16 protein-coding genes and 3 pseudogenes are annotated in these 16858 nt (G+C 61.4%); 5 read left to right on the top strand and 14 right to left on the bottom strand.

What is annotated here, in order from left to right; genetic code table 11:
* Positions 1 to 129: 129 nt before the first annotated feature.
* A pseudogene (locus tag NKK47_RS11300) lies at positions 130 to 855 on the bottom strand (NADP-dependent oxidoreductase); the annotation flags it as partial.
* Between the two features lie 63 nt (positions 856 to 918).
* Here NKK47_RS11300 and NKK47_RS11295 point away from each other — a divergent pair.
* On the top strand, positions 919 to 1092 hold the full coding sequence (locus NKK47_RS11295) for a hypothetical protein (protein ID WP_352576738.1): 174 nt from the start codon (positions 919 to 921) through the stop codon (positions 1090 to 1092).
* Between the two features lie 677 nt (positions 1093 to 1769).
* Here NKK47_RS11295 and NKK47_RS11290 read toward each other — a convergent pair.
* The 12 genes and pseudogenes from NKK47_RS11290 to trbB form a co-directional block, all read right to left on the bottom strand.
* A complete protein-coding gene (locus NKK47_RS11290) occupies positions 1770 to 2009 on the bottom strand; it encodes a DUF2274 domain-containing protein (protein ID WP_502897606.1) in 240 nt (79 codons plus the stop codon).
* Positions 2010 to 2098: 89 nt separating this feature from the next.
* Positions 2099 to 2206: pseudogene (locus NKK47_RS11285) on the bottom strand (DUF2274 domain-containing protein); the annotation flags it as partial.
* Positions 2203 to 3408 (bottom strand): TraB/TrbI/VirB10 family type IV secretion system protein, encoded by a 1206-nt coding sequence (locus NKK47_RS11280; protein WP_352576719.1) that lies wholly within the window; start codon positions 3406 to 3408, stop codon positions 2203 to 2205. The gene NKK47_RS11280 and the pseudogene NKK47_RS11285, both read right to left, overlap by 4 nt.
* A complete protein-coding gene (gene trbG / locus NKK47_RS11275) occupies positions 3405 to 4427 on the bottom strand; it encodes a P-type conjugative transfer protein TrbG (RefSeq protein WP_352576717.1) in 1023 nt (340 codons plus the stop codon). Before trbG ends, NKK47_RS11280 begins: the two co-directional genes overlap by 4 nt.
* A gap of 32 nt (positions 4428 to 4459) precedes the next feature.
* On the bottom strand, positions 4460 to 5146 hold the full coding sequence (gene trbF, locus NKK47_RS11270; RefSeq protein WP_352576715.1) for a conjugal transfer protein TrbF: 687 nt from the start codon (positions 5144 to 5146) through the stop codon (positions 4460 to 4462).
* Positions 5143 to 6513: a P-type conjugative transfer protein TrbL gene (trbL, locus tag NKK47_RS11265; protein ID WP_352576714.1), complete on the bottom strand. Its 1371-nt coding sequence runs from the start codon at positions 6511 to 6513 to the stop codon at positions 5143 to 5145. Before trbL ends, trbF begins: the two co-directional genes overlap by 4 nt.
* Positions 6510 to 6878, bottom strand: coding sequence for a putative entry exclusion protein TrbK-alt (trbK-alt, locus tag NKK47_RS11260; protein ID WP_352576712.1), 369 nt, complete (start codon positions 6876 to 6878; stop codon positions 6510 to 6512). Before trbK-alt ends, trbL begins: the two co-directional genes overlap by 4 nt.
* Positions 6879 to 6890: 12 nt before the next feature.
* Complete coding sequence (gene trbJ / locus NKK47_RS11255; protein ID WP_502900265.1) at positions 6891 to 7640, bottom strand: P-type conjugative transfer protein TrbJ; 750 nt, start codon at positions 7638 to 7640, stop codon at positions 6891 to 6893.
* A complete protein-coding gene (gene trbE / locus NKK47_RS11250; protein ID WP_352576710.1) occupies positions 7637 to 10144 on the bottom strand; it encodes a conjugal transfer protein TrbE in 2508 nt (835 codons plus the stop codon). Before trbE ends, trbJ begins: the two co-directional genes overlap by 4 nt.
* A 9-nt stretch (positions 10145 to 10153) precedes the next feature.
* Positions 10154 to 10417: a VirB3 family type IV secretion system protein gene (locus NKK47_RS11245; protein ID WP_023679160.1), complete on the bottom strand. Its 264-nt coding sequence runs from the start codon at positions 10415 to 10417 to the stop codon at positions 10154 to 10156.
* Positions 10417 to 10758, bottom strand: a complete 342-nt coding sequence (locus tag NKK47_RS11240; RefSeq protein ID WP_352457226.1) for a TrbC/VirB2 family type IV secretion system protein — start codon at positions 10756 to 10758, stop codon at positions 10417 to 10419. Before NKK47_RS11240 ends, NKK47_RS11245 begins: the two co-directional genes overlap by 1 nt.
* Positions 10755 to 11771, bottom strand: a complete 1017-nt coding sequence (gene trbB, locus NKK47_RS11235) for a P-type conjugative transfer ATPase TrbB (protein ID WP_352576708.1) — start codon at positions 11769 to 11771, stop codon at positions 10755 to 10757. The genes NKK47_RS11240 and trbB overlap by 4 nt, the downstream gene beginning before the upstream one ends.
* Before the next feature lie 549 nt (positions 11772 to 12320).
* Between trbB and NKK47_RS11230 the strand changes: the two genes are divergently transcribed.
* Together NKK47_RS11230 and NKK47_RS11225 are read left to right on the top strand one after the other, a co-directional pair.
* A complete protein-coding gene (locus NKK47_RS11230; RefSeq protein WP_352502877.1) occupies positions 12321 to 12578 on the top strand; it encodes a type II toxin-antitoxin system VapB family antitoxin in 258 nt (85 codons plus the stop codon).
* Positions 12578 to 12964: pseudogene (locus NKK47_RS11225) on the top strand (type II toxin-antitoxin system VapC family toxin). The gene NKK47_RS11230 and the pseudogene NKK47_RS11225 overlap by 1 nt, the downstream one beginning before the upstream one ends.
* A 226-nt stretch (positions 12965 to 13190) precedes the next feature.
* On the opposite strand, the gene NKK47_RS11220 reads toward NKK47_RS11225, so the two are convergent.
* Positions 13191 to 14246: a GSU2403 family nucleotidyltransferase fold protein gene (locus NKK47_RS11220; protein ID WP_352576707.1), complete on the bottom strand. Its 1056-nt coding sequence runs from the start codon at positions 14244 to 14246 to the stop codon at positions 13191 to 13193.
* A gap of 722 nt (positions 14247 to 14968) precedes the next feature.
* Between NKK47_RS11220 and NKK47_RS11215 the strand changes: the two genes are divergently transcribed.
* On the top strand, positions 14969 to 15871 hold the full coding sequence (locus tag NKK47_RS11215; protein ID WP_352576734.1) for a hypothetical protein: 903 nt from the start codon (positions 14969 to 14971) through the stop codon (positions 15869 to 15871).
* A gap of 517 nt (positions 15872 to 16388) precedes the next feature.
* Positions 16389 to 16694 carry a hypothetical protein gene (locus tag NKK47_RS11210; protein ID WP_352576705.1) on the top strand — a complete coding sequence of 102 codons (306 nt, stop codon included), beginning with the start codon at positions 16389 to 16391 and terminating at the stop codon, positions 16692 to 16694.
* The last annotated feature ends 164 nt before the right edge of the window (positions 16695 to 16858 follow it).

Below are 16858 nucleotides of genomic sequence, written 5' to 3'. Positions count from 1 at the left end.
TCTGCAATCTCTTCTCTCCAATAGAATGCAGAAATTACTTCGCAGCCGCAGGGTATGGACTCACATGAAAGTCCGCCGCTCTAGGTTTGGGAGACGCTTTTCTACTCACTGTGAAACCCTGATTTCTACTCACTGTGAAACCCTGACCAACAGCTTGCCGAAATTGCGGCCCTTGAGAAGACCGATGAAGGCCATCGGCGCGTTCGCGAGTCCCTCGACAATGTCCTCATGATATTTGACCTTCCCCGCTTGGAGCCAAGCCGAAACGTCCCTGCGGAAGTCGTCGATCTGCGCGCCGAAATCAGAAACGATAAAGCCTTGGACCGTCCATCGCTTCGTCAGCACTGCTCTCATGAACGCAACCAGACGGTCTGGACCAGCCGGAGGTCCTACATCACTGTAATGGGCAACCAAGCCACAGACGGGGATGCGGGCAAAATCATTGAGAAGCGGAAACACGGCATTCCAAACATGCCCGCCAACGTTCTCGAAATAGATATCGATGCCGTCCGGGCAGGCGGAGCGCAACTGCTCCGCGAGGTCGGCAGCATGATGGTCCAGCGCGACGTCAAAGCCGAGTTCTTCCCTGACATAGCGGCATTTCTCAGCGCCGCCGGCAACGCCAACCACCCGGCAGCCGTGCAATTTCCCGATCTGGCCGACCAATGAGCCGACCAACCCGCTGGCCGCTGCAACCACAAGTGTTTCGCCCTGTTTCGGCCGGCCGATATTGAGCATTCCGGTATACGCTGTCTGGCCTGGCATTCCGAGGACGCCGAGGGCCGTCGAAATGGACCCAACATCCAGGTCAACCTTCCGCAATCCCGTGCCGCTTGAGACAGTGAATGTTTCCCAGAAAGGGGAGAACGCGCGCTGCGCGAGATGCCGAACTACGGCTCCTCGCACCGGGTGGTGATCATGGCGCTGCTCAAACTTAACCGGCTGGACGAAGCGCAGGCGGCGGCGCGGCGGCTGATGGAGGCGTTCCCGACCTACACGCTCACCCTGCAGAGACAGATCAACCCGTGGCGGGACAAGGTGTTCGCCGAGCGTTACGTCGAGGCGCTGGGCATCTCCGGCGTGCCGGAGTGATCGTCGCGTTTGCAAAGATGCCCTCTCCTGCGCGTCACGTCCGGCCAGGCGACGTCCCTTGATCCCGTGTCGCTTCTGGAAGGATAGTTCTCTGGCCGGCTTGTCTGAGGACTGAGCGCGTAGAGCAGCCGTGAACAGCCGGCGAGCTCTCTGTTGGGTTCGCGTCGAACTTCCGGTTTCCACCCGAGTCAGTCCTTCGATTAAATTCTCCCGGCAATTTTACAGTTGAGCCTGCATTGCCTTGGGTGCGCCAATAGCTGCCGTCGGACCGTCTGCAAAAGTGTAAACGCGTATCGGCGGTAGCTAGCTCAGCGTCGCCAACAGGCGCGCGGCAGCCTTCAAATCTTCCGTACTCGCGCCTTCTACGAAATGCCTCCGCAACCGATTGCAAGAGCTCGCGAGCGCCGTCGATCTCCCCTCGCCCAGCCATCAACGTTGCCATATCAATTGCGGTTCGCAGCTCCCATGCCCGCGCGCCCTGACTCCGGCTCAACTCCAGTGCCTGCATTAGGTATGCGCCGACCTCGTCGCGATTCGGTTCCGACAGTTGTTGGAGAAGAAGGCCTCCGCGCGAAATGTCCGCTCTGGGTCATGGCCGTGAATTGGCCCGGAGCATGCGAGCTTCCGCTTAGGGCCGGAACCGATATTCCGCTTGGGGTAAAGCCATTAGGACAGCTTCAGGCGGAGCCATCACCTTCAGCACCGCTTCGCGTCGTGCTGCTGGCTGGAGACGCCCCTCGTTGACGGCCACGGCCGGCCTTCGCCTTACGGCTGCGCCAACCGCGATCCGAACTGACGAAGGCTTCCAGCATGTGCGGAATCAGGGCAGCGGTGTCCACGGGTTCATAGAGCCGGCTGTGCTCGGCCGCATACTGATCGAGTTCCTCCTTGAGAGGCTCTGGCAGGATGATGGTCATGCGGACGACACCAACCTTCGGCAGCCGACCGAGCCTCAGATCTGGCATTGTTCACCTCCTGCGTGTGAGACAAAGACATGTTGACTGTTCAGATAATCAGCATAGGCGACGAGATCGCGATGAACGGCGCCGGGCAGTTCGACCGTGATCTTGACCGGACGATTATCGGGAATGGCGGAGCGTTTCAGCTTGGTCATGACGGATCCTTCGGCGCACCATACGGCACAAGAACAAGGTCGCGATTGACGATCACGCGAACCGGAAAACCGGGCCGCACCGTGAGCGTCGGCTGCACGTTGAGCTGATTGCGCACGATCTGCTGGCCAATATCGGAGGCCGAGTCCTGCGCGCTTTCGCGGATGGCCTTGGCGATTTCGCTTTCGTCGTCGCTAGACCCAAGCGATGTCCCAATGCCCAGCAATGTCGAGAGCGCGGCGGCCCGAAACATCTGGCCCCAATGATGGTCAACCTCGTCTTCAAGGCCAGAAAACCCTTGCGTGTCAGCGCCCTGCTGCCGCTCCAGCACGATCGATGTGCCATCGGGCATGATCAGCCGGTTCCACACCAGCAGCAGGCGCGACTGACCGAACGCGACCTGGCTGTCGTACTGGCCGATCAGTCGTGCACCCTGCGGGATCAGAAGGTATGAGCCCGTTGGGCTGTCGTAGACATTTTCCGTGACCTGAGCGGTGATGGCGCCGGGCAGGTCGGAATGAATGCCGGTGATGAGGGCTGCCGGAATGACGGTACCAGCCTGCACGATATAGGGCGAGGCCTTCTCGGCGAGCCGATCGGGGCTGACGGTGCGCCGATCCGGTCCGGCATTGACGAAAGCGAGCTTGCGGTCCTGCATGTTTTGAGCGGGGCCTGGATCGATCGGTGGCTCCTCGATCGGCGGTGTCGGGCCGGACAAAGTGTTCGCGACCGTGTTTGCATCCTGTCTTACCGGATGCACCCGCGCGCTGGTGTCGGTGAACAGTTTTGCCACGCGTGCGGCCTCGATCTCGGCCAGGCGGCGCTGCTCCTCCGGATCTGCGCGCGGTCCACTGACGTTGGGCGCCCCAATCGGCTGGCCGCGCTCCTGCGCACGCAAGATCGGCCGGCCCAAATCGCCAGGCAGCGCGGGGCCGAGTTGCGGAACACCGGCATAGTCCTTCGGCAGCTTCTGTAGCCCGTCGGCCGTTGAGCGGTTTTCGGTGGTGAAGAGCTCGGGCGGCTGTTCGGTTCCGCGCTGTCTGGTGTCGAGCGCCCAAATCAACGTGCCGAGGATCGCAGCACTGGTAACTCCACCAACGCCTATCAGCACCTTGCGCGACAGTCGCGTGACCCTGGCCGGTTCGGGCCGAAGGCGCAGTTCGGCTCGAATGTCCTGGTTGGGTGCATTTGCAGCGTCGCTCATCGGAACAGCCCCGCGCCAGTCTGGCGCCGTTTCGCGTCCGTCCGCACGATGCGGACGCGCTTTTCGCTCGTCTTGTCGCCGAGCCTCAATTCAGCGGCCGCAAACAGCCGATCAACGACGTAGTAATTCTGGCGAGCGCGGTAGTTGACCAGTTCCGAACCACCCGAAGGGCCGATCACGAACAGCGGCGGCATTTCCCCCTGCCCTATGCCCGACGGGAACTCGATGTAGACCTTAGCACCGTCGTCGAAGGCGCGAAGCGGCCGCCAGGGTGCGGCATCGCCCTCGATGCGGTAGCGGAAATTCAGTTTCTGGATGTCGACGCCGGACGCGACCGGCTTTGCGGCGGAAGCCTGCGCGTTCTGGCGCCGCAGCGCAATCAGCTGGTCCTGCGGGTATTGCCAGGAGACCGACGCCATGTAGGTCTTTTCGGTCGAGCGGAGCTCGAGATGATAGGTGCGGCGGTCGCTGTTTATGATGAGGTTGGTCTGCAGATCCGGCCGTGTCGGCTTCACAAGAATATGGACCTGCTGGCGCTCCCCTGTCCCACTTTGCGTATCGCCGATGATCCAGCGCACTGTGTCACCTGCGGCGACTGGCCCGGAGCCGACAAGCTGCTCGCCGGGCTGCAAGGCGATGTCGGTGACCTGGCCGGGTGCGGCGTAGATCTGGTAGAGCGCGCCCTCACTCCAGGGATAGAGCTGGATGGCATTGACGAAACCGCCGCGAACCGGCTGCATGCGTGCGGCCTCATTGGCCTGGCTGATCCGCTGCTTCGGATCGGCTGGCTCCGGCTTCACCTTCGTGGCCTCTACTGGTTTCAACTGACCAGGCAGTGGAAGCGGTTTCGGCACTTCCACCACTTTGACCGGACCAGGCGGCTCGACCCTGCGCACCGCAGGCACCGCATCGTCGTAGGCGATTTCCGGCGGAATGTATTTTTTCGAAGCACAGCCGGCGAGCGCCGTTGCTGACAGCAGTGCCAGGGCAAACATACGCGCCCTGGGCCCATTGCGCATGGCCGGTCTCGCCAATGTTCGTGCCGCAGACATCATGAAAGCTCCTTCGACCAGTTGATGGCATTGACGTAGACGCCGAGCGGATTGGCTTTCAGCCGGTCGGCGTCGCGGGTTGGCTGGATCACGACTGTGAGGATTGCGGTCCAGCGCTCGGTGCCGGCCAAGGTGCCGTTCTCGTAGCGGCGCTCGATCCAGGCGACGCGGAAGGAATCCGGCGAAGCACGGATGACGCTGGAAACCTCGATGGCCATCTGGAGTTTGCCCACTTTGGCAAAAGGGTCGTTCAAGCGAGCATAATCATTGAGGGAAATGGCGCCCCGGTCTGTGGTGTAGTCGTAGGCGCGCAGCCAGTTTTGGCGGACGATGACCGGGTCGGCCGGAATGCTTCTGACCTCTTCGATGAAGCGGGCCAGATGCCAGGCGATCTGCGGATCAGTCGGCCGATAGTCGGCAACGGCCGGAGCGACAACCTGCGCTTCGCCGAACTTGTCGACTTCCACCACCCAGGGAACCACTGAGCCGCGCGTCGACTGCCAGACCAATGCGGATGCAAAACCGCCGGCCAGGACGAGAGAGCCGAAGGCCATCAGCCGCCAATTTTTCGCCTGGACGCGAGCCGAGCCGATGCGCTCGTCCCAAATCTGGGCTGCACGCTGATATGGCGTCTCGGGGTGAGGCGTTTTTGCGTAACGAACAAAAGGGCGTCTTAAGGGGGTCATCGGCGATCGTCCTGATCGAGGGAAACATTCATCGAGCCGCCCCCATCATCACTTGAGTGGACCGAATGGGCGGCGATACTGGCGCCGTGGCTCATGGCCTGGTTGCGCTTCATGCGTTTTGCCCATGCGGGCGGGGCGTCGGAACTGGTTTCGGAGGTCGACCAGTCACCGGAGGAAGCCGATCCCGACGATCGTTCTCCACTCGTCGCAGCCCAAGCTGCCAAGCGGCCGGCCTCGTAGCTATCGGACAGGGCTGAAGCGGCGCGCGACATTGCTTGCTTGACGGGTTGAACGGCAGCGCTGGCACCAGCCTTTGCGACACCCGCCATGCCGGCGGCGACTGAGCCTGCACCACCTCTTCCAGACGTGGCTGCGCCAAGTTCCCAGGCGGCCGAAGTGCTGCCGGCCAGGTGCGCGCCGCCGCGTGCGGCTGCTGCCGACATACGCCCGCCTGCACTGAGCCCGCCTGCTGCGCCGCTCGATCCGGCGCGGGCACCCATAGCGCCGGCCACGCCAAGGCCACCAACGGCGAGGCTCGTGCCAACAGCGGCACCTGCGCCCAGTTGCGGAGCACCCGAAACCAGCCCCGTCGCGATGCCGGGACCGAAGATCGACAGGCCCATCAGCGACAATGCGCCGAGAACAAGCGACAGCGCATCGGTGATCGTCGGTTGTTCGGCACCAAAGCCTTGAGTGAACTCGCCGAAGAGGCCCGAGCCGATGCCGACGATGACGGCGAGCACCAGGATTTTCACGCCGGAGGCAACGATGTTGCCGAGCACTTTTTCGGCAAGGAAGGCGGTCCGGTTGAACAGCGCAAAGGGGAGCAGCACAAACCCGGCAAGCGTCGTCAGCTTGAATTCGACCAGCGTGACAAAGATCTGGACGGCCAGAAGAAAGAACGCAATCAGTACGATCGCCCAGGCGATCATAAGCACTGCGATCTGGACGAAATTCTCGAAGAACGAGACGTAGCCCATCAGTTGGCTGGCGGCTTCGAGGATCGGATTGCCGGCATCGATGCCGACTTGTGCGACGCGGCCCGGCTGCAGCAATGCCGAGCCTGAAAGTGCCGAGCCTCCAGCCTTCAGGCCGAGCCCGGAAAAGCTCTCGAAGACGATGCCGGCCAGACTATTGAAGTTGCCGATGATGAAGGCAAAGAAGCCGATATAGAGCGTCTTCTTCACCAGTCGGTGCAGCACGTCTTCATCAGCACCCCATGCCCAGAACAGGCCGGCCAGTGTGATGTCGATCACAATCAGGGTCGAAGTGAGAAACGCAACTTCCCCACCGAGCAGACCAAAGCCGGAATCGATGTAGCGAGTGAAAGTCTCGAGGAAGCGGTCGATGACGCCGGTGTCGTTCATGGCGCCACCGTTTCGGGATAGGGCCGGTCTTCCGCGAAAGGCGGCGTTGGCGGTTGGAGCGGCGGCAGCCGGGTCGGGTCCTTTTCGGTCGGCGGAGCCACGTTTGGCATGATCGGGCGGGATGGCCGCAGGAAGCGTCGGCGGCCTTCCGCCCAGGCTTTCCTGCAGGCGTCGTCATCGATCGCCGCCATGCCGATGTCCCGGCATCGGGCAAGCTCGACGCTTGCCGGCTCGCCGCCCGAATATGCGGAGCGCGGGGAGGACGCGTCCTGCGAGCCGCCGCCGCGCAGCGCCATGGAGGCGGCGGTCATGGCGGCGCCAAGGGCAAGAACGGCTGTTATCCGGGCGGCGATCTTGAGATCCATGCGGTCTTCGCCTCAGTCGTGGAACATTTTTACGGATGACGCACTGTAGCTGCTGCCCGTCATGAAACGGCTGAACTGTTCCCGCGCCTGCTCCTGTGCGGCCGCCCTTCTCGCTTGCTCAAGAGCCTCGGCTCGTCCTTGTGCGGCCAGCATCGCAGTGAGATCGGCAACTTGCTTGGCTTGCACGGCGAGGAGCTGGTTGCCGGCTTGCGTCGCCTGCAGCACGCCGACAGCCGACTGGCTGGCGCTGACCAGCGCACTCGTCTGCTCCTGTGTCTCTGCGATGTTGTCTACTGCGACGGCGCCGGTCTTCAGCGAATGCTCGAAGGCAGACACCGAGGTCTGCCAGCGCTGACGCGCACCCTCGACAAGCTGCTGGCTGGAGAGATCCGAACCGAAATTCGTGTAAGTGGAGGCAAACTGGCTCTCGATATCCTGGACGCTATAGGCCAGCTTCTCGGCTTCGCCGAGCAAGCTCTTCATCTCGGAAAAATTGCCCTCGATCTGGCCAAGCAGCGAGGTTGGCAGCGAAGTGAGATTCTTCGCCTGGTTGATCAGCATCTGCGCTTCGTTTTGCAGCGAGGTGATCTGGTTGTGGATCTGCTCCAGCGCACGCGATGCCGAAAGCAGGTTCTCGGCGTAGTTCTTTGGGTCGAACACGATCAGTGCCGATGCTGGTGCCGATGATAGCGCCGTCGCGACGACGATTGCGCCGGCTGCCGCCATGCGACGGATACGGCGACCTGCAAGAACGGAATTCATGAGGGAAGCTCCTTTGTGGATCGGTCGATCACGTTGGTGAGACCTGGGATGAGGTCGGCCGCCCAGGAGAGACCGCGCTCCGCTAGCCAGGCCTCGAGGAAATGCTCTCGGCCGGCCTCGGCGATTGTCCGGTCGATCGCGGCCTGGTCTGATTTGGACGATGTGGCGCAGAGCGCCAGCGCGATCGGACCGAGTCCCAGTTCGAACAGACGGTTGCCGCGGCGGCTTTGACAGTAATAGTCGCGCTTCGGTATCGCCCGGGCGATGATCTCGATCTGACGATCGTTGAGACCAAAGCGTCGATAGATCTCGGCGATCTGCGGCTCGATAGCGCGCTCGTTCGGCAAGAACAGCCGCGTCTGGCAGCTTTCGACGATTGCCGGCGCGATTGGCGATCCGGCGATGTCCGAAAGCGACTGCGTGGCGAAGACCACGCTGGCGTTCTTCTTTCTCAGCGTCTTCAGCCATTCGCGCAGCTGGTCGGCGAAACCGCCATCGTCGAGCGCCAGCCAGCCCTCGTCGATGAGCAGCAGTGTCGGCCGGCCGTCCATCCTCTGCTCGATGCGGTGGAACAGATAGGCGAGCACGGCGGGCGCTGCACCTGTGCCGATCAGGCCTTCGGTTTCGAACGCCTGGACCGAAGCCTCGCCCAGCCGCTCGTGCTCGGCATCGAGCAGGCCGCCATAAGGGCCACCGATGCAGTAGGGAAGGAGCGCCTGCTTCAGCGGCGAAGATTGCAGCAATACGGACAGGCCAGTCAGCGTCCGTTCGTGGACGGGCGCAGAAGCCAGCGACGTCAGCGCCGACCACAGATGTTCCTTGACCTGCGGCGTGATGGGCACGCCTTCGCGCAGTAGAATGTCGAAAAGCCAGTCGGCCGCCCAGGCCCGCTCCGGCGTATGATGGATGCGGGCAAGCGGCTGCAGCGACACGGTGTCAACGTCGTCCGACAGATCGGTCAAAGTGAGCAAGGGCAACGGATCGTCAGACCCTTGCCCGCTTGCGGTATCGCTTCCGAGATTGTGCCAGTCACCATTCATGGCGAGTATGGCCGCGCGGATTGAGCCGCCGAAATCAAAGGCAAAGACCTGGCTGTTTTCGTAGCGCCGGAACTGAAGCGCGATCATCGCCAACAGGACCGACTTGCCAGCGCCCGTCGGGCCGATGACGAGGGTGTGGCCGACGTCGCCGACATGCAGGCTGAACCGGAACGGTGTGGCGCCCTCCGTTCTGGCGAAGAACAGCGGCGGCGCTCCAAGATGCTCGTTCTCGATCGGACCTGCCCAGACCGCGGAGAGCGGAATCGTGTGCGCGAGGTTGAGCGTGGAAAGCGGCGGCTGGCGAATATTGGCATAGACATGGCCAGGAATACCGCCCAGCCAAGCTTCGATAGCGTTGACGCCTTCGGCGATACAGGTGAAGTCCCTGCCCTGAATGATCTTTTCGACCAGACGCAGCTTTTCGTCGGCGATCGACGGATCGGCATCCCAGACCGAAACGGTGGCGGTGACATAGGCTTCGCCGATCTGGTCAGAGCCCAGGTCCTGGAGCGCCGCGTCCGCATCGGCCGCCTTGTTGGCGGCGTCCGTGTCGACGAGAACGGATGCCTCGTTGGTCATCACCTCTTTGAGGATCGCGGCGACGGATTTCCGCTTCGCGAACCACTGACGGCGTATCTTCCTCACCAACTTGGTCGCGTCGGTCTTGTCCAGCATGATCGCCCGCGTCGACCAGCGGTAGGGGAAGGCAAGGCGATTAAGATCGTCGAGAATCCCCGGGAAGGTCATCGTCGGAAACCCGGTGATGGTGAGTGTGCGCAGATGCGCATCGCCAAGCCTCGGCTCTAACCCGCCGGCCAACGGCTGATCGACAAGCAGAGCATCGAGATGCATCGGCGTTTCTGGCACGCGAACGCGATGCCGCTTGGTCGAAATGGTTGAGTGTAAGTAACTCAGCGTCTCTCCGTCATCGAGCCAGTCAGCTTCGGGAACGAAGCCCTCGATGAGGTTGAGCACGCGGTCGGTGCGGTCGACAAAAATCTTCAGGAGCTCCCAAGGATCGACGCCGGTCTTTTCCCGGCCTTCGTAGAGCCAACTCTCCATGCGCGACGCTTCCTCGGCCGGAGGCAGCCACACGAAGGTGAGGAAGTAGCTGCTTTCAAACAGCACACCGGAGTCTACGAACTGTTCGCGACGCTCGATGTCGAGAAGTGCGGATGCGCAATCCGGGAACCGGCTGTCTGGGTAGCCGCTGGCAGGATTGCGCTGGGCTTCGACAAAAAGTGCCCAGCCGGAGCCGAGCCGACGCAGCGCGCCGTTGAGCCGCGCGGTCGTGCCGACGAGCTCCGCCGGCGTCGCGGAGTCCAGATCCGGCCCGCGAAAACGCGCCGTCCGTTGAAAACTGCCGTCCTTGTTGAGCACCACGCCCGGCGCTACCAGGGCAGCCCACGGCAGATAATCGACGAGGCTGGCACTCTTCTTTCGGTATTCCGCGAGGTTCATCATGGCGAAACCTCAACATCCGAAATGCGTGGGATAGCGCAGGTGGCGGCGAACCACATCGACGAATTGCGCATCGCGCTTTGCCGCCCAGACGGCCACGAGATGTCCGACCGCCCAGATGATGAGCCCCGCGATCCACAAGCGAAGCCCCAATCCGATCGCGCCGGCCAGCGTGCCGTTTGCGATGGCGACCGCACGCGGCGCGCCGCCGAGCAGGATCGGTTCGGTGAGCGCGCGATGCACCGGCGCGAAGAAGCCACGGATCTCCTCATCCATCAGATCAGAGCTCCGCCACCGAAGGAGAAAAAGGACAGAAAGAACGAACTTGCCGCGAAAGCGATCGACAGCCCGAAGACGATCTGGATCAGCCGGCGAAATCCGCCTGACGTGTCGCCGAAGGCGAGCGACAAACCGGTGATGATGATGATGATCACCGCCACGATCTTGGCGACTGGCCCCTCGATTGACTCAAGGACTTGCTGAAGCGGCTCCTCCCAGGGCATCGAGGAACCGGCAGCATGGGCGGGCGCAATCGTAATGATCGCGGCGGTCGCCGCATACGACAGCTCCACGGCAAGTTTGCGGATAGCCGATGAATTGAAGCGGATCTGGGTCATTCTGAAGCTCCATAGGGAGAGTGGCGATTCACGGTCGTTGTGGTCTCGAAATTTGCTTCCAGGGTGCGGTAGTCGCCGGTGGCCGGATCGAGCCCGTCGACCAGGGCGATCTCGACGAGCCGGCGCGCTGAGCCGCGGCCAGCGAGAACTGCGATGAGATCTATGGTTTCGCCAATCAGCGCGCGCGGAACCGTAATGACCACCTCCTGCACGAGCTGCTCCAGTCGCCGCAGTGCGCCAATGGCAGAATTGGCGTGGATGGTGCCGATGCCGCCGGGATGGCCAGTGCCCCAGGCCTTCAACAGATCGAGCGCTTCCGCACCGCGTACCTCGCCGATCGGAATGCGATCGGGCCGAAGGCGTAACGACGACTTCACCAGATCGGAAAGCGAGGCGACACCGTCCTTGGTGCGCAGCGCCACAAGATTGGGCGCAGCACACTGCAGCTCTCGCGTATCCTCGATCAGCACGACGCGGTCGGCGGTTTTAGCGACCTCCGCCAGCAACGCGTTCACGAGCGTGGTCTTGCCCGTCGACGTGCCGCCGGCCACCAGCACGTTCTTCCGTGTCTTCACGGCAAGCTGCAGGACGCCAGCCTGGGCTTCGGTCATGATGCCGGCGGCGACATAGTCTTGAAGCGTGAACACCGCGACTGCCGGCTTGCGGATGGCGAAGGTTGGCGCCGTGACAACAGGCGGCAACAGACCCTCGAACCGTTCGCCGGTCCCGGGCAGTTCGGCCGAAACGCGCGGCGAGCCCGAATGCACCTCCGCACCGACATGGTGCGCGACCAGCCTGACGATCCGTTCGCCGTTGGCCGCGATCAGTATTTCATTGCTTGCAGCGAGTCCTTCGCTGAGACGGTCAACCCACAGGCGACCGTCGGGATTGAGCATCACCTCGACAATGGCTGGATCGTCAAGGAAGCCTGCGATCGCCGGGCCGAGGGCGGTGCGCAGCATGCGCGCGCCGCGCGATACCGCTCCCTTGCTGGCATGATAGTTGGTCGCCATGCGGGTCCCCGTTTCTCGCCACGAACTGGTTCTTGCCGCGGTCGGGGATCATTAGAAAAGGCAGGAGCGCCGGCCTTGCAACAAGCAAAACCGGCGATCGTGGCATGACGTGCAGAGACTTGCGAAATGCGGTGCCGCGACCGCGATAGCTCAGCAACCCGGTGCCCGACTGGCCATCTCCGCTCCAGCAGAACAGCCGGCTATATCTAGGGCCGCAAGCGAAGCCCGATTGGGAAGTCATTATTGGCATCGACGTTCCAAGGATCGGCTCGACGTGCATGTTTTGACGTCCGGCGAGGCGTTCTCGGTGGGTATGACCATGCCGGGGTGGAGGATCTGGTTCGGCGATTGGCAGCCCTTTCGCCGGCCGTTGTCGGATTGGAGTCGACAGGCAGCTTCGAGAGACTGGCGGTCGCCGCCTTGGCAGGCAACGGCCTGGCGATTGTCATGATCAATCCGGCGCGGGTGTAGGCGAGGCTAGCAGGTATGTTGAAGAGCCTAGAGAACTATGGTGGAAATTGCCAGAAAGGTAGATTTTTGGAGTTTCTCGTGTCCCTGAATATCAAAAATCCGGCCACCGTTGCTCTCGCCGATGAACTCGCACGCCGCCAGGGTATCAGTAAGACAGCAGCCATCCATCAAGCCCTTAGCGAGCGCTTGCATCGCTTGGGCTTTGGAGAGACCGCTCAGGAGCGTCTGCTGGCAGAATTGCGCGCCATCCGAGAAAGAGTGGCACGATTGCCTGAACTGGATACTCGCAGCGACGAGGAGATCATCGGGTATGACGAGCATGGAATCCCTAACTGATGGTGATCGATACCTCAGCTGTTGTAGCGATCCTTCGGAGCGAGCCTGAGGCAGCAAGGCTGGAACGAGCGCTGGTTTCCGACCCAATCCGACTGGTCCCGGCAACCGGGGTGCCCGAGGCACGCATGGTGCTGGTCAGCAGGCGCGGCGAACACGCATTGGCCGAGATCGATCTTTGGCTGCGCAATATCGAGGCCGACATCATTCCTGTCGGCTCCGAATTGGTTGATCTGGCGACCCAGGGTTGACTGACCTACGGCAAAGGCCACCACCCGGCGGCGCTGAATTTTGCCGATTTCCTGTCCTATGCTTTGGCAAAGCGTGCAGACGAACCGCTGCTTTTCATCGGCAAAGACTTCTCCCAAACGAATATCGAACTGGCGTGAGCACGAGACTCTAGGATCATCGGCTGTCTCCAGCTTGAACCCTGTAATAGCGCCAATTAGTTTCGATCCTGTCGGCTGGGCCTGCATCAAGGGGTGTCGTGCCAATTGGTCCCAAAGCAGAGCAAGCTGGCGTCTTTCGTCCCTCCGATCTGGCGCTGCTGGGCCGCGTCTTCGATCGGTTGGAAGTTGAGGGCCAATCCAGCCGGCCAACATGTTGCTCAGACATTCACGGCCGCGACGCTGGTTGTGCGAACAAATGATGGGCCTCGTCGAAAACGGCCCTTGGGAGGACCCGAAGCTCGCTTGCTTCGTAGGGGAGATGCTCGAGATACTGCGTCGTCAGCCGGGCAACCACTTGCGCTTGGGCCAGGTCGCGACGGCGCTTGATTGGCTCGCGATCAGCTCGTTTTGAGACCCAGAATTTGTGAGCGGCAAAAATACGCGGATCGGGTGCCACGAGCCGTAACGGTCCGCCTTTTTCATCGATGGCGATTGCTTCGAAAGCAGGGGCATTTTCCAACCATGCCAGGCCGGCGATCTCGGCGGCCACCAATTCGTCGTCAGCCTTCCCGATAGTTTCCCGGCTCGGCTTCCACGCCGGGTTTGCGAGCGGTTTGATCAGATCGACGAGATATCCGTCGCGGTTCACCGCGCGGAATGTGGCGGATGAACGCTCGAAAGACCGATCGACCTTGCGCAAAAGGTTGATGAGCGCTCCATCTTCGACGTTGGCGCCAGACATGATCCTGAGGGACTGGCGCGAGTCCATGAGGAGATCGATATCTTGCGTCGATGTGATTCCGGGATCCACGAACACTCCGGCCGCCGCCTCATAGGCGTAGATCGCATTCGTGCCTGCAATACGAATGCCTTCCCCGAGAAGACCGGCGTTATCGATTGCTCTGATAATTCTTGCGGCGATCAGAGGAACACGCCCAAGCCGGAGCGCGCGATTGACAGCAGATTGGCGCTCCATCTGCTCCTGTCGCGCAGAGAGCGTTTCTTGGGCGGACGCGCGAGCTGCTTCCCAATCCGCCTTGACAGCTTCGCTCGCCGGCGAGCGCCGACCCTCTGCCTTTTGGTGTCGTACGCCAGCGGCGTCGTAGTAGCTTCGCATCAAATGGTCGATGCCGTTCACGGTGTGCCAGACGAAGGATCCCCGAAAGCTCTTCGCCTTCCTTTGGGCCTCTTTGAGCGCAATGAACCGTTGGTCGGAATTGACTTTTTCCCGACGCTGATCGTTGTTTAATTCAACAAAATCAATCAATTCAACAGTTACCATACGTTTGGCGCAGAGCTGTTGCAAGACACAATAGACGGCGGAGCGCCCGATTGCAACAGATCTCACGTGATTCCACTGCAACTGTTGAAGTAACTGTATTAATTAAAAAATATGACGACGGAGCGGCATTTCTACGGCAGCGCAGTCGAAGCAAAAGCGCCGCTCGAACGCGGCCTTCGCTGATTTTATTCGATCCCCAGACCGGGCCGGTGCAAACGGTCTGAGAAAGCTACCAATATGGCGATGGTGGTCATTCGTCACCTCAAGCCGATCCGCTCGATTTGCAACTCCGCGGATGTCGTGACAAAGCTCCCTTTCCCCCGGCTTGGAGGTGCCTAGCTGTCGTCCTTATAAGACTTGGCGGCATTATCGATCTTACGCCAGTCGTTCCGTGGCGCCGCACAAGCTCCCGCGCCTGGGCTGGCGATACACTTTGGGTTTCGACGAAGTGGTTCAATTCCGTCTCCTCGCTTTCAGCGGACGCGAACGAGGGCTCGTTGGCCGTCTGGCAATTGGGTTTTTGCATCTAGTCTGGGCATGAATGGACCTCTCCTGGAGCAAAATAAACGGTCCGGCGCGGCGAAGCTTTCCCACGCTAGCATTCAGCAGTTTCACCGATCGCCTCATTGGCTGCCCCCGGCTCTGACCATACGTTCTGGTGCTCTTGGACCCAAATGAACTGCACCGCGTTGTTTGCGAGCAGTGCTGTGCTTCGCAATCTGATGGAAAAATCCGACGCCCCTGCTGCACCGCAGCCAGCTCCTGGAGCCGAAGCGCGCTTTCCATACGATCGCGCGGCGGTTGAGCGGTTTCGACAGGCATTTCCGCGCGCCAGGTGGAGTTACGAGCGCAAAAGCTGGTTCGTGCCGGGAAAGACTGCCGCGCGGCGCATCCTGCGCTGGCAGGCGCAAGAGGCGGATCTACGAGTAGCACATGATGACAGCAAGGGACGGGATGCCTTCGCCTTCGATCCCCTGTCGAGCCGGTATCTGGAAGTCGCGGACGACCTACGAATCCGCACGCCATATTCGCGGACGGTTCTTGAGGAATTGCGAGCCGTTCCATGGGCGAGCTGGGACGACGAACTGCGGGCCTGGAGGGTGCCTTTCCGCTCATACAAGGAGTTGAGGCGCCATTGGCCAAGCATCGAAAGGGCCGCTGGCCGCGCAGAACCGGAGGAGAGGAAACGGCGACGGGAAGCGTCCAAAGACTCCGAGGAATATAAAGCCGCTAGATTGCGGTATGCCGAACGCAGGCGACGTCGCTATCCACTGCCCCCTGACGATTTACCCCGGCTTGGCCGTGCCGTGGCGACAGAGCAATACGGCATCGTGGTCTTCACCGAGATTTCGGGTGAACTCGTCGACGCCTCGGAGTTAGCAGCGTTCTATCCGCATTTGATCGAGGCGAACGTCGACCATGTCTGGGGCAGATGGCGTCCGGCGACGTTGGCTGAATTGATTAGAACATGGCCCGCTCGGCGTGCTGCCGAGTTAGCGGAACGGCAACGAGGCTGGTGGCAACCAACGCTGCCCGAACTCAGGATAGCTCGCCAAAAAGCTCGAAGCTTGGCCCGAAGAAGGGCAAGGCTTGGGCCGCTTCCAGCGTCTGTCCGGTTGCTCTAGTGTTGAAATGTCAACCGATCGGAACCTTCCATGTGCAGCAATTGCGAACAACATATGAGCTGGCTGAACATTGCCGGATGATGGCGTCGCTGGCCTTGAAGATCGGGACGAATGAAACCGAACTTGACCTGCCGTAGGCGCGCGACACCCGCATCAATGATCTGGCTCCAATAACCCGCGTGGCAGCTGAAGCCAGCGTCGGCGTTCTTCGAATTTACCGGACGAAGTACCCGAAGGCGAAGGATCCATTTTCGCTCCACGCTCCGCGCTTATGGCCATCGCCGACCGAGAGGAAGTTCGCCGCTCCGCTAACACGGGCCTGGGCGCGCCAAGGTCATCGCTGAATGTAAAGCCATTTCTGCAGAATTCGACGCACACAATGCCGATCCGAGGCCAACTGGGAGTGCATACCCCAGCTTGGAATTGTGCGGAACCGTACGAAGCCGATTGCAAGCAACCAACCTGGTTGGCCGGGCATTAGCAAAGCATCAATTTGGAAAGCATCGGGAGGAAGACCATGCTGCACGTTAACATGCCTCGCGAATTTGAGGTTGGCGATGAGGTTGCGCTGGCAGGTACCGTCATCACGATTCTCCCCAGCGGCCGCGCCAGGGTGAGCATTCCCTCGTATGACCATCCTTATACGATTGATCCGCCACCCAAAGTCCGGGCCGGCGACCGAGTGGTTCTTGTTGGGGACGTCACCCGCATCGATCGCGGGGCGAACAAACTCACTGTGCGGATTGACTGCGGCGGGGTGATCACGGTCGACAAGTCGGCGATCACTCGGCTGAGAAAGCACCGCCGGACTTCAGCGGGTTGACGCTCCGGCGATACAACGGCCGGTGTCGGCGTAGGGAAGATGCCAACGCCTTTGAACAACCCAAGGGTGCGGCGCGGTCCAGCCGGATATGGAGCGGACGAACGGATAAATGGGAGCTCGACAGCTAGGGCACGCGTCCAGCGTAGTGCGTCCCTGGCGTCTTC

Origin of the sequence: Mesorhizobium sp. M0019 (assembly GCF_040323975.1) — a bacterium.
In the GTDB taxonomy this organism is placed as follows: Bacteria; Pseudomonadota; Alphaproteobacteria; order Rhizobiales; family Rhizobiaceae; genus Mesorhizobium.
The sequence above is the reverse complement of the archived record's forward strand: the minus strand, read 5'-3'. Positions and strand labels throughout refer to the sequence as shown.

Bases quoted from the DNA above. Each gene is read 5' to 3' on its own strand.
- trbJ (WP_502900265.1), bottom strand. From the start codon at position 7,640: ATGAATTCCGTTCTTGCAGGTCGCCGTATCCGTCGCATGGCGGCAGCC.
- trbK-alt (WP_352576712.1), bottom strand. From the start codon at position 6,878: ATGGATCTCAAGATCGCCGCCCGGATAACAGCCGTTCTTGCCCTTGGC.
- NKK47_RS11245 (WP_023679160.1), bottom strand. From the start codon at position 10,417: ATGGATGAGGAGATCCGTGGCTTCTTCGCGCCGGTGCATCGCGCGCTC.
- NKK47_RS11210 (WP_352576705.1), top strand. From the start codon at position 16,389: ATGCTGCACGTTAACATGCCTCGCGAATTTGAGGTTGGCGATGAGGTT.
- trbF (WP_352576715.1), bottom strand. From the start codon at position 5,146: ATGACCCCCTTAAGACGCCCTTTTGTTCGTTACGCAAAAACGCCTCAC.
- trbL (WP_352576714.1), bottom strand. From the start codon at position 6,513: ATGAACGACACCGGCGTCATCGACCGCTTCCTCGAGACTTTCACTCGC.
- NKK47_RS11295 (WP_352576738.1), top strand. From the start codon at position 919: ATGGCGCTGCTCAAACTTAACCGGCTGGACGAAGCGCAGGCGGCGGCG.
- NKK47_RS11220 (WP_352576707.1), bottom strand. From the start codon at position 14,246: ATGGTAACTGTTGAATTGATTGATTTTGTTGAATTAAACAACGATCAG.
- NKK47_RS11290 (WP_502897606.1), bottom strand. From the start codon at position 2,009: ATGACCATCATCCTGCCAGAGCCTCTCAAGGAGGAACTCGATCAGTAT.
- trbE (WP_352576710.1), bottom strand. From the start codon at position 10,144: ATGATGAACCTCGCGGAATACCGAAAGAAGAGTGCCAGCCTCGTCGAT.
- trbG (WP_352576717.1), bottom strand. From the start codon at position 4,427: ATGCGCAATGGGCCCAGGGCGCGTATGTTTGCCCTGGCACTGCTGTCA.
- NKK47_RS11215 (WP_352576734.1), top strand. From the start codon at position 14,969: ATGGAAAAATCCGACGCCCCTGCTGCACCGCAGCCAGCTCCTGGAGCC.
- NKK47_RS11280 (WP_352576719.1), bottom strand. From the start codon at position 3,408: ATGAGCGACGCTGCAAATGCACCCAACCAGGACATTCGAGCCGAACTG.
- trbB (WP_352576708.1), bottom strand. From the start codon at position 11,771: ATGGCGACCAACTATCATGCCAGCAAGGGAGCGGTATCGCGCGGCGCG.
- NKK47_RS11240 (WP_352457226.1), bottom strand. From the start codon at position 10,758: ATGACCCAGATCCGCTTCAATTCATCGGCTATCCGCAAACTTGCCGTG.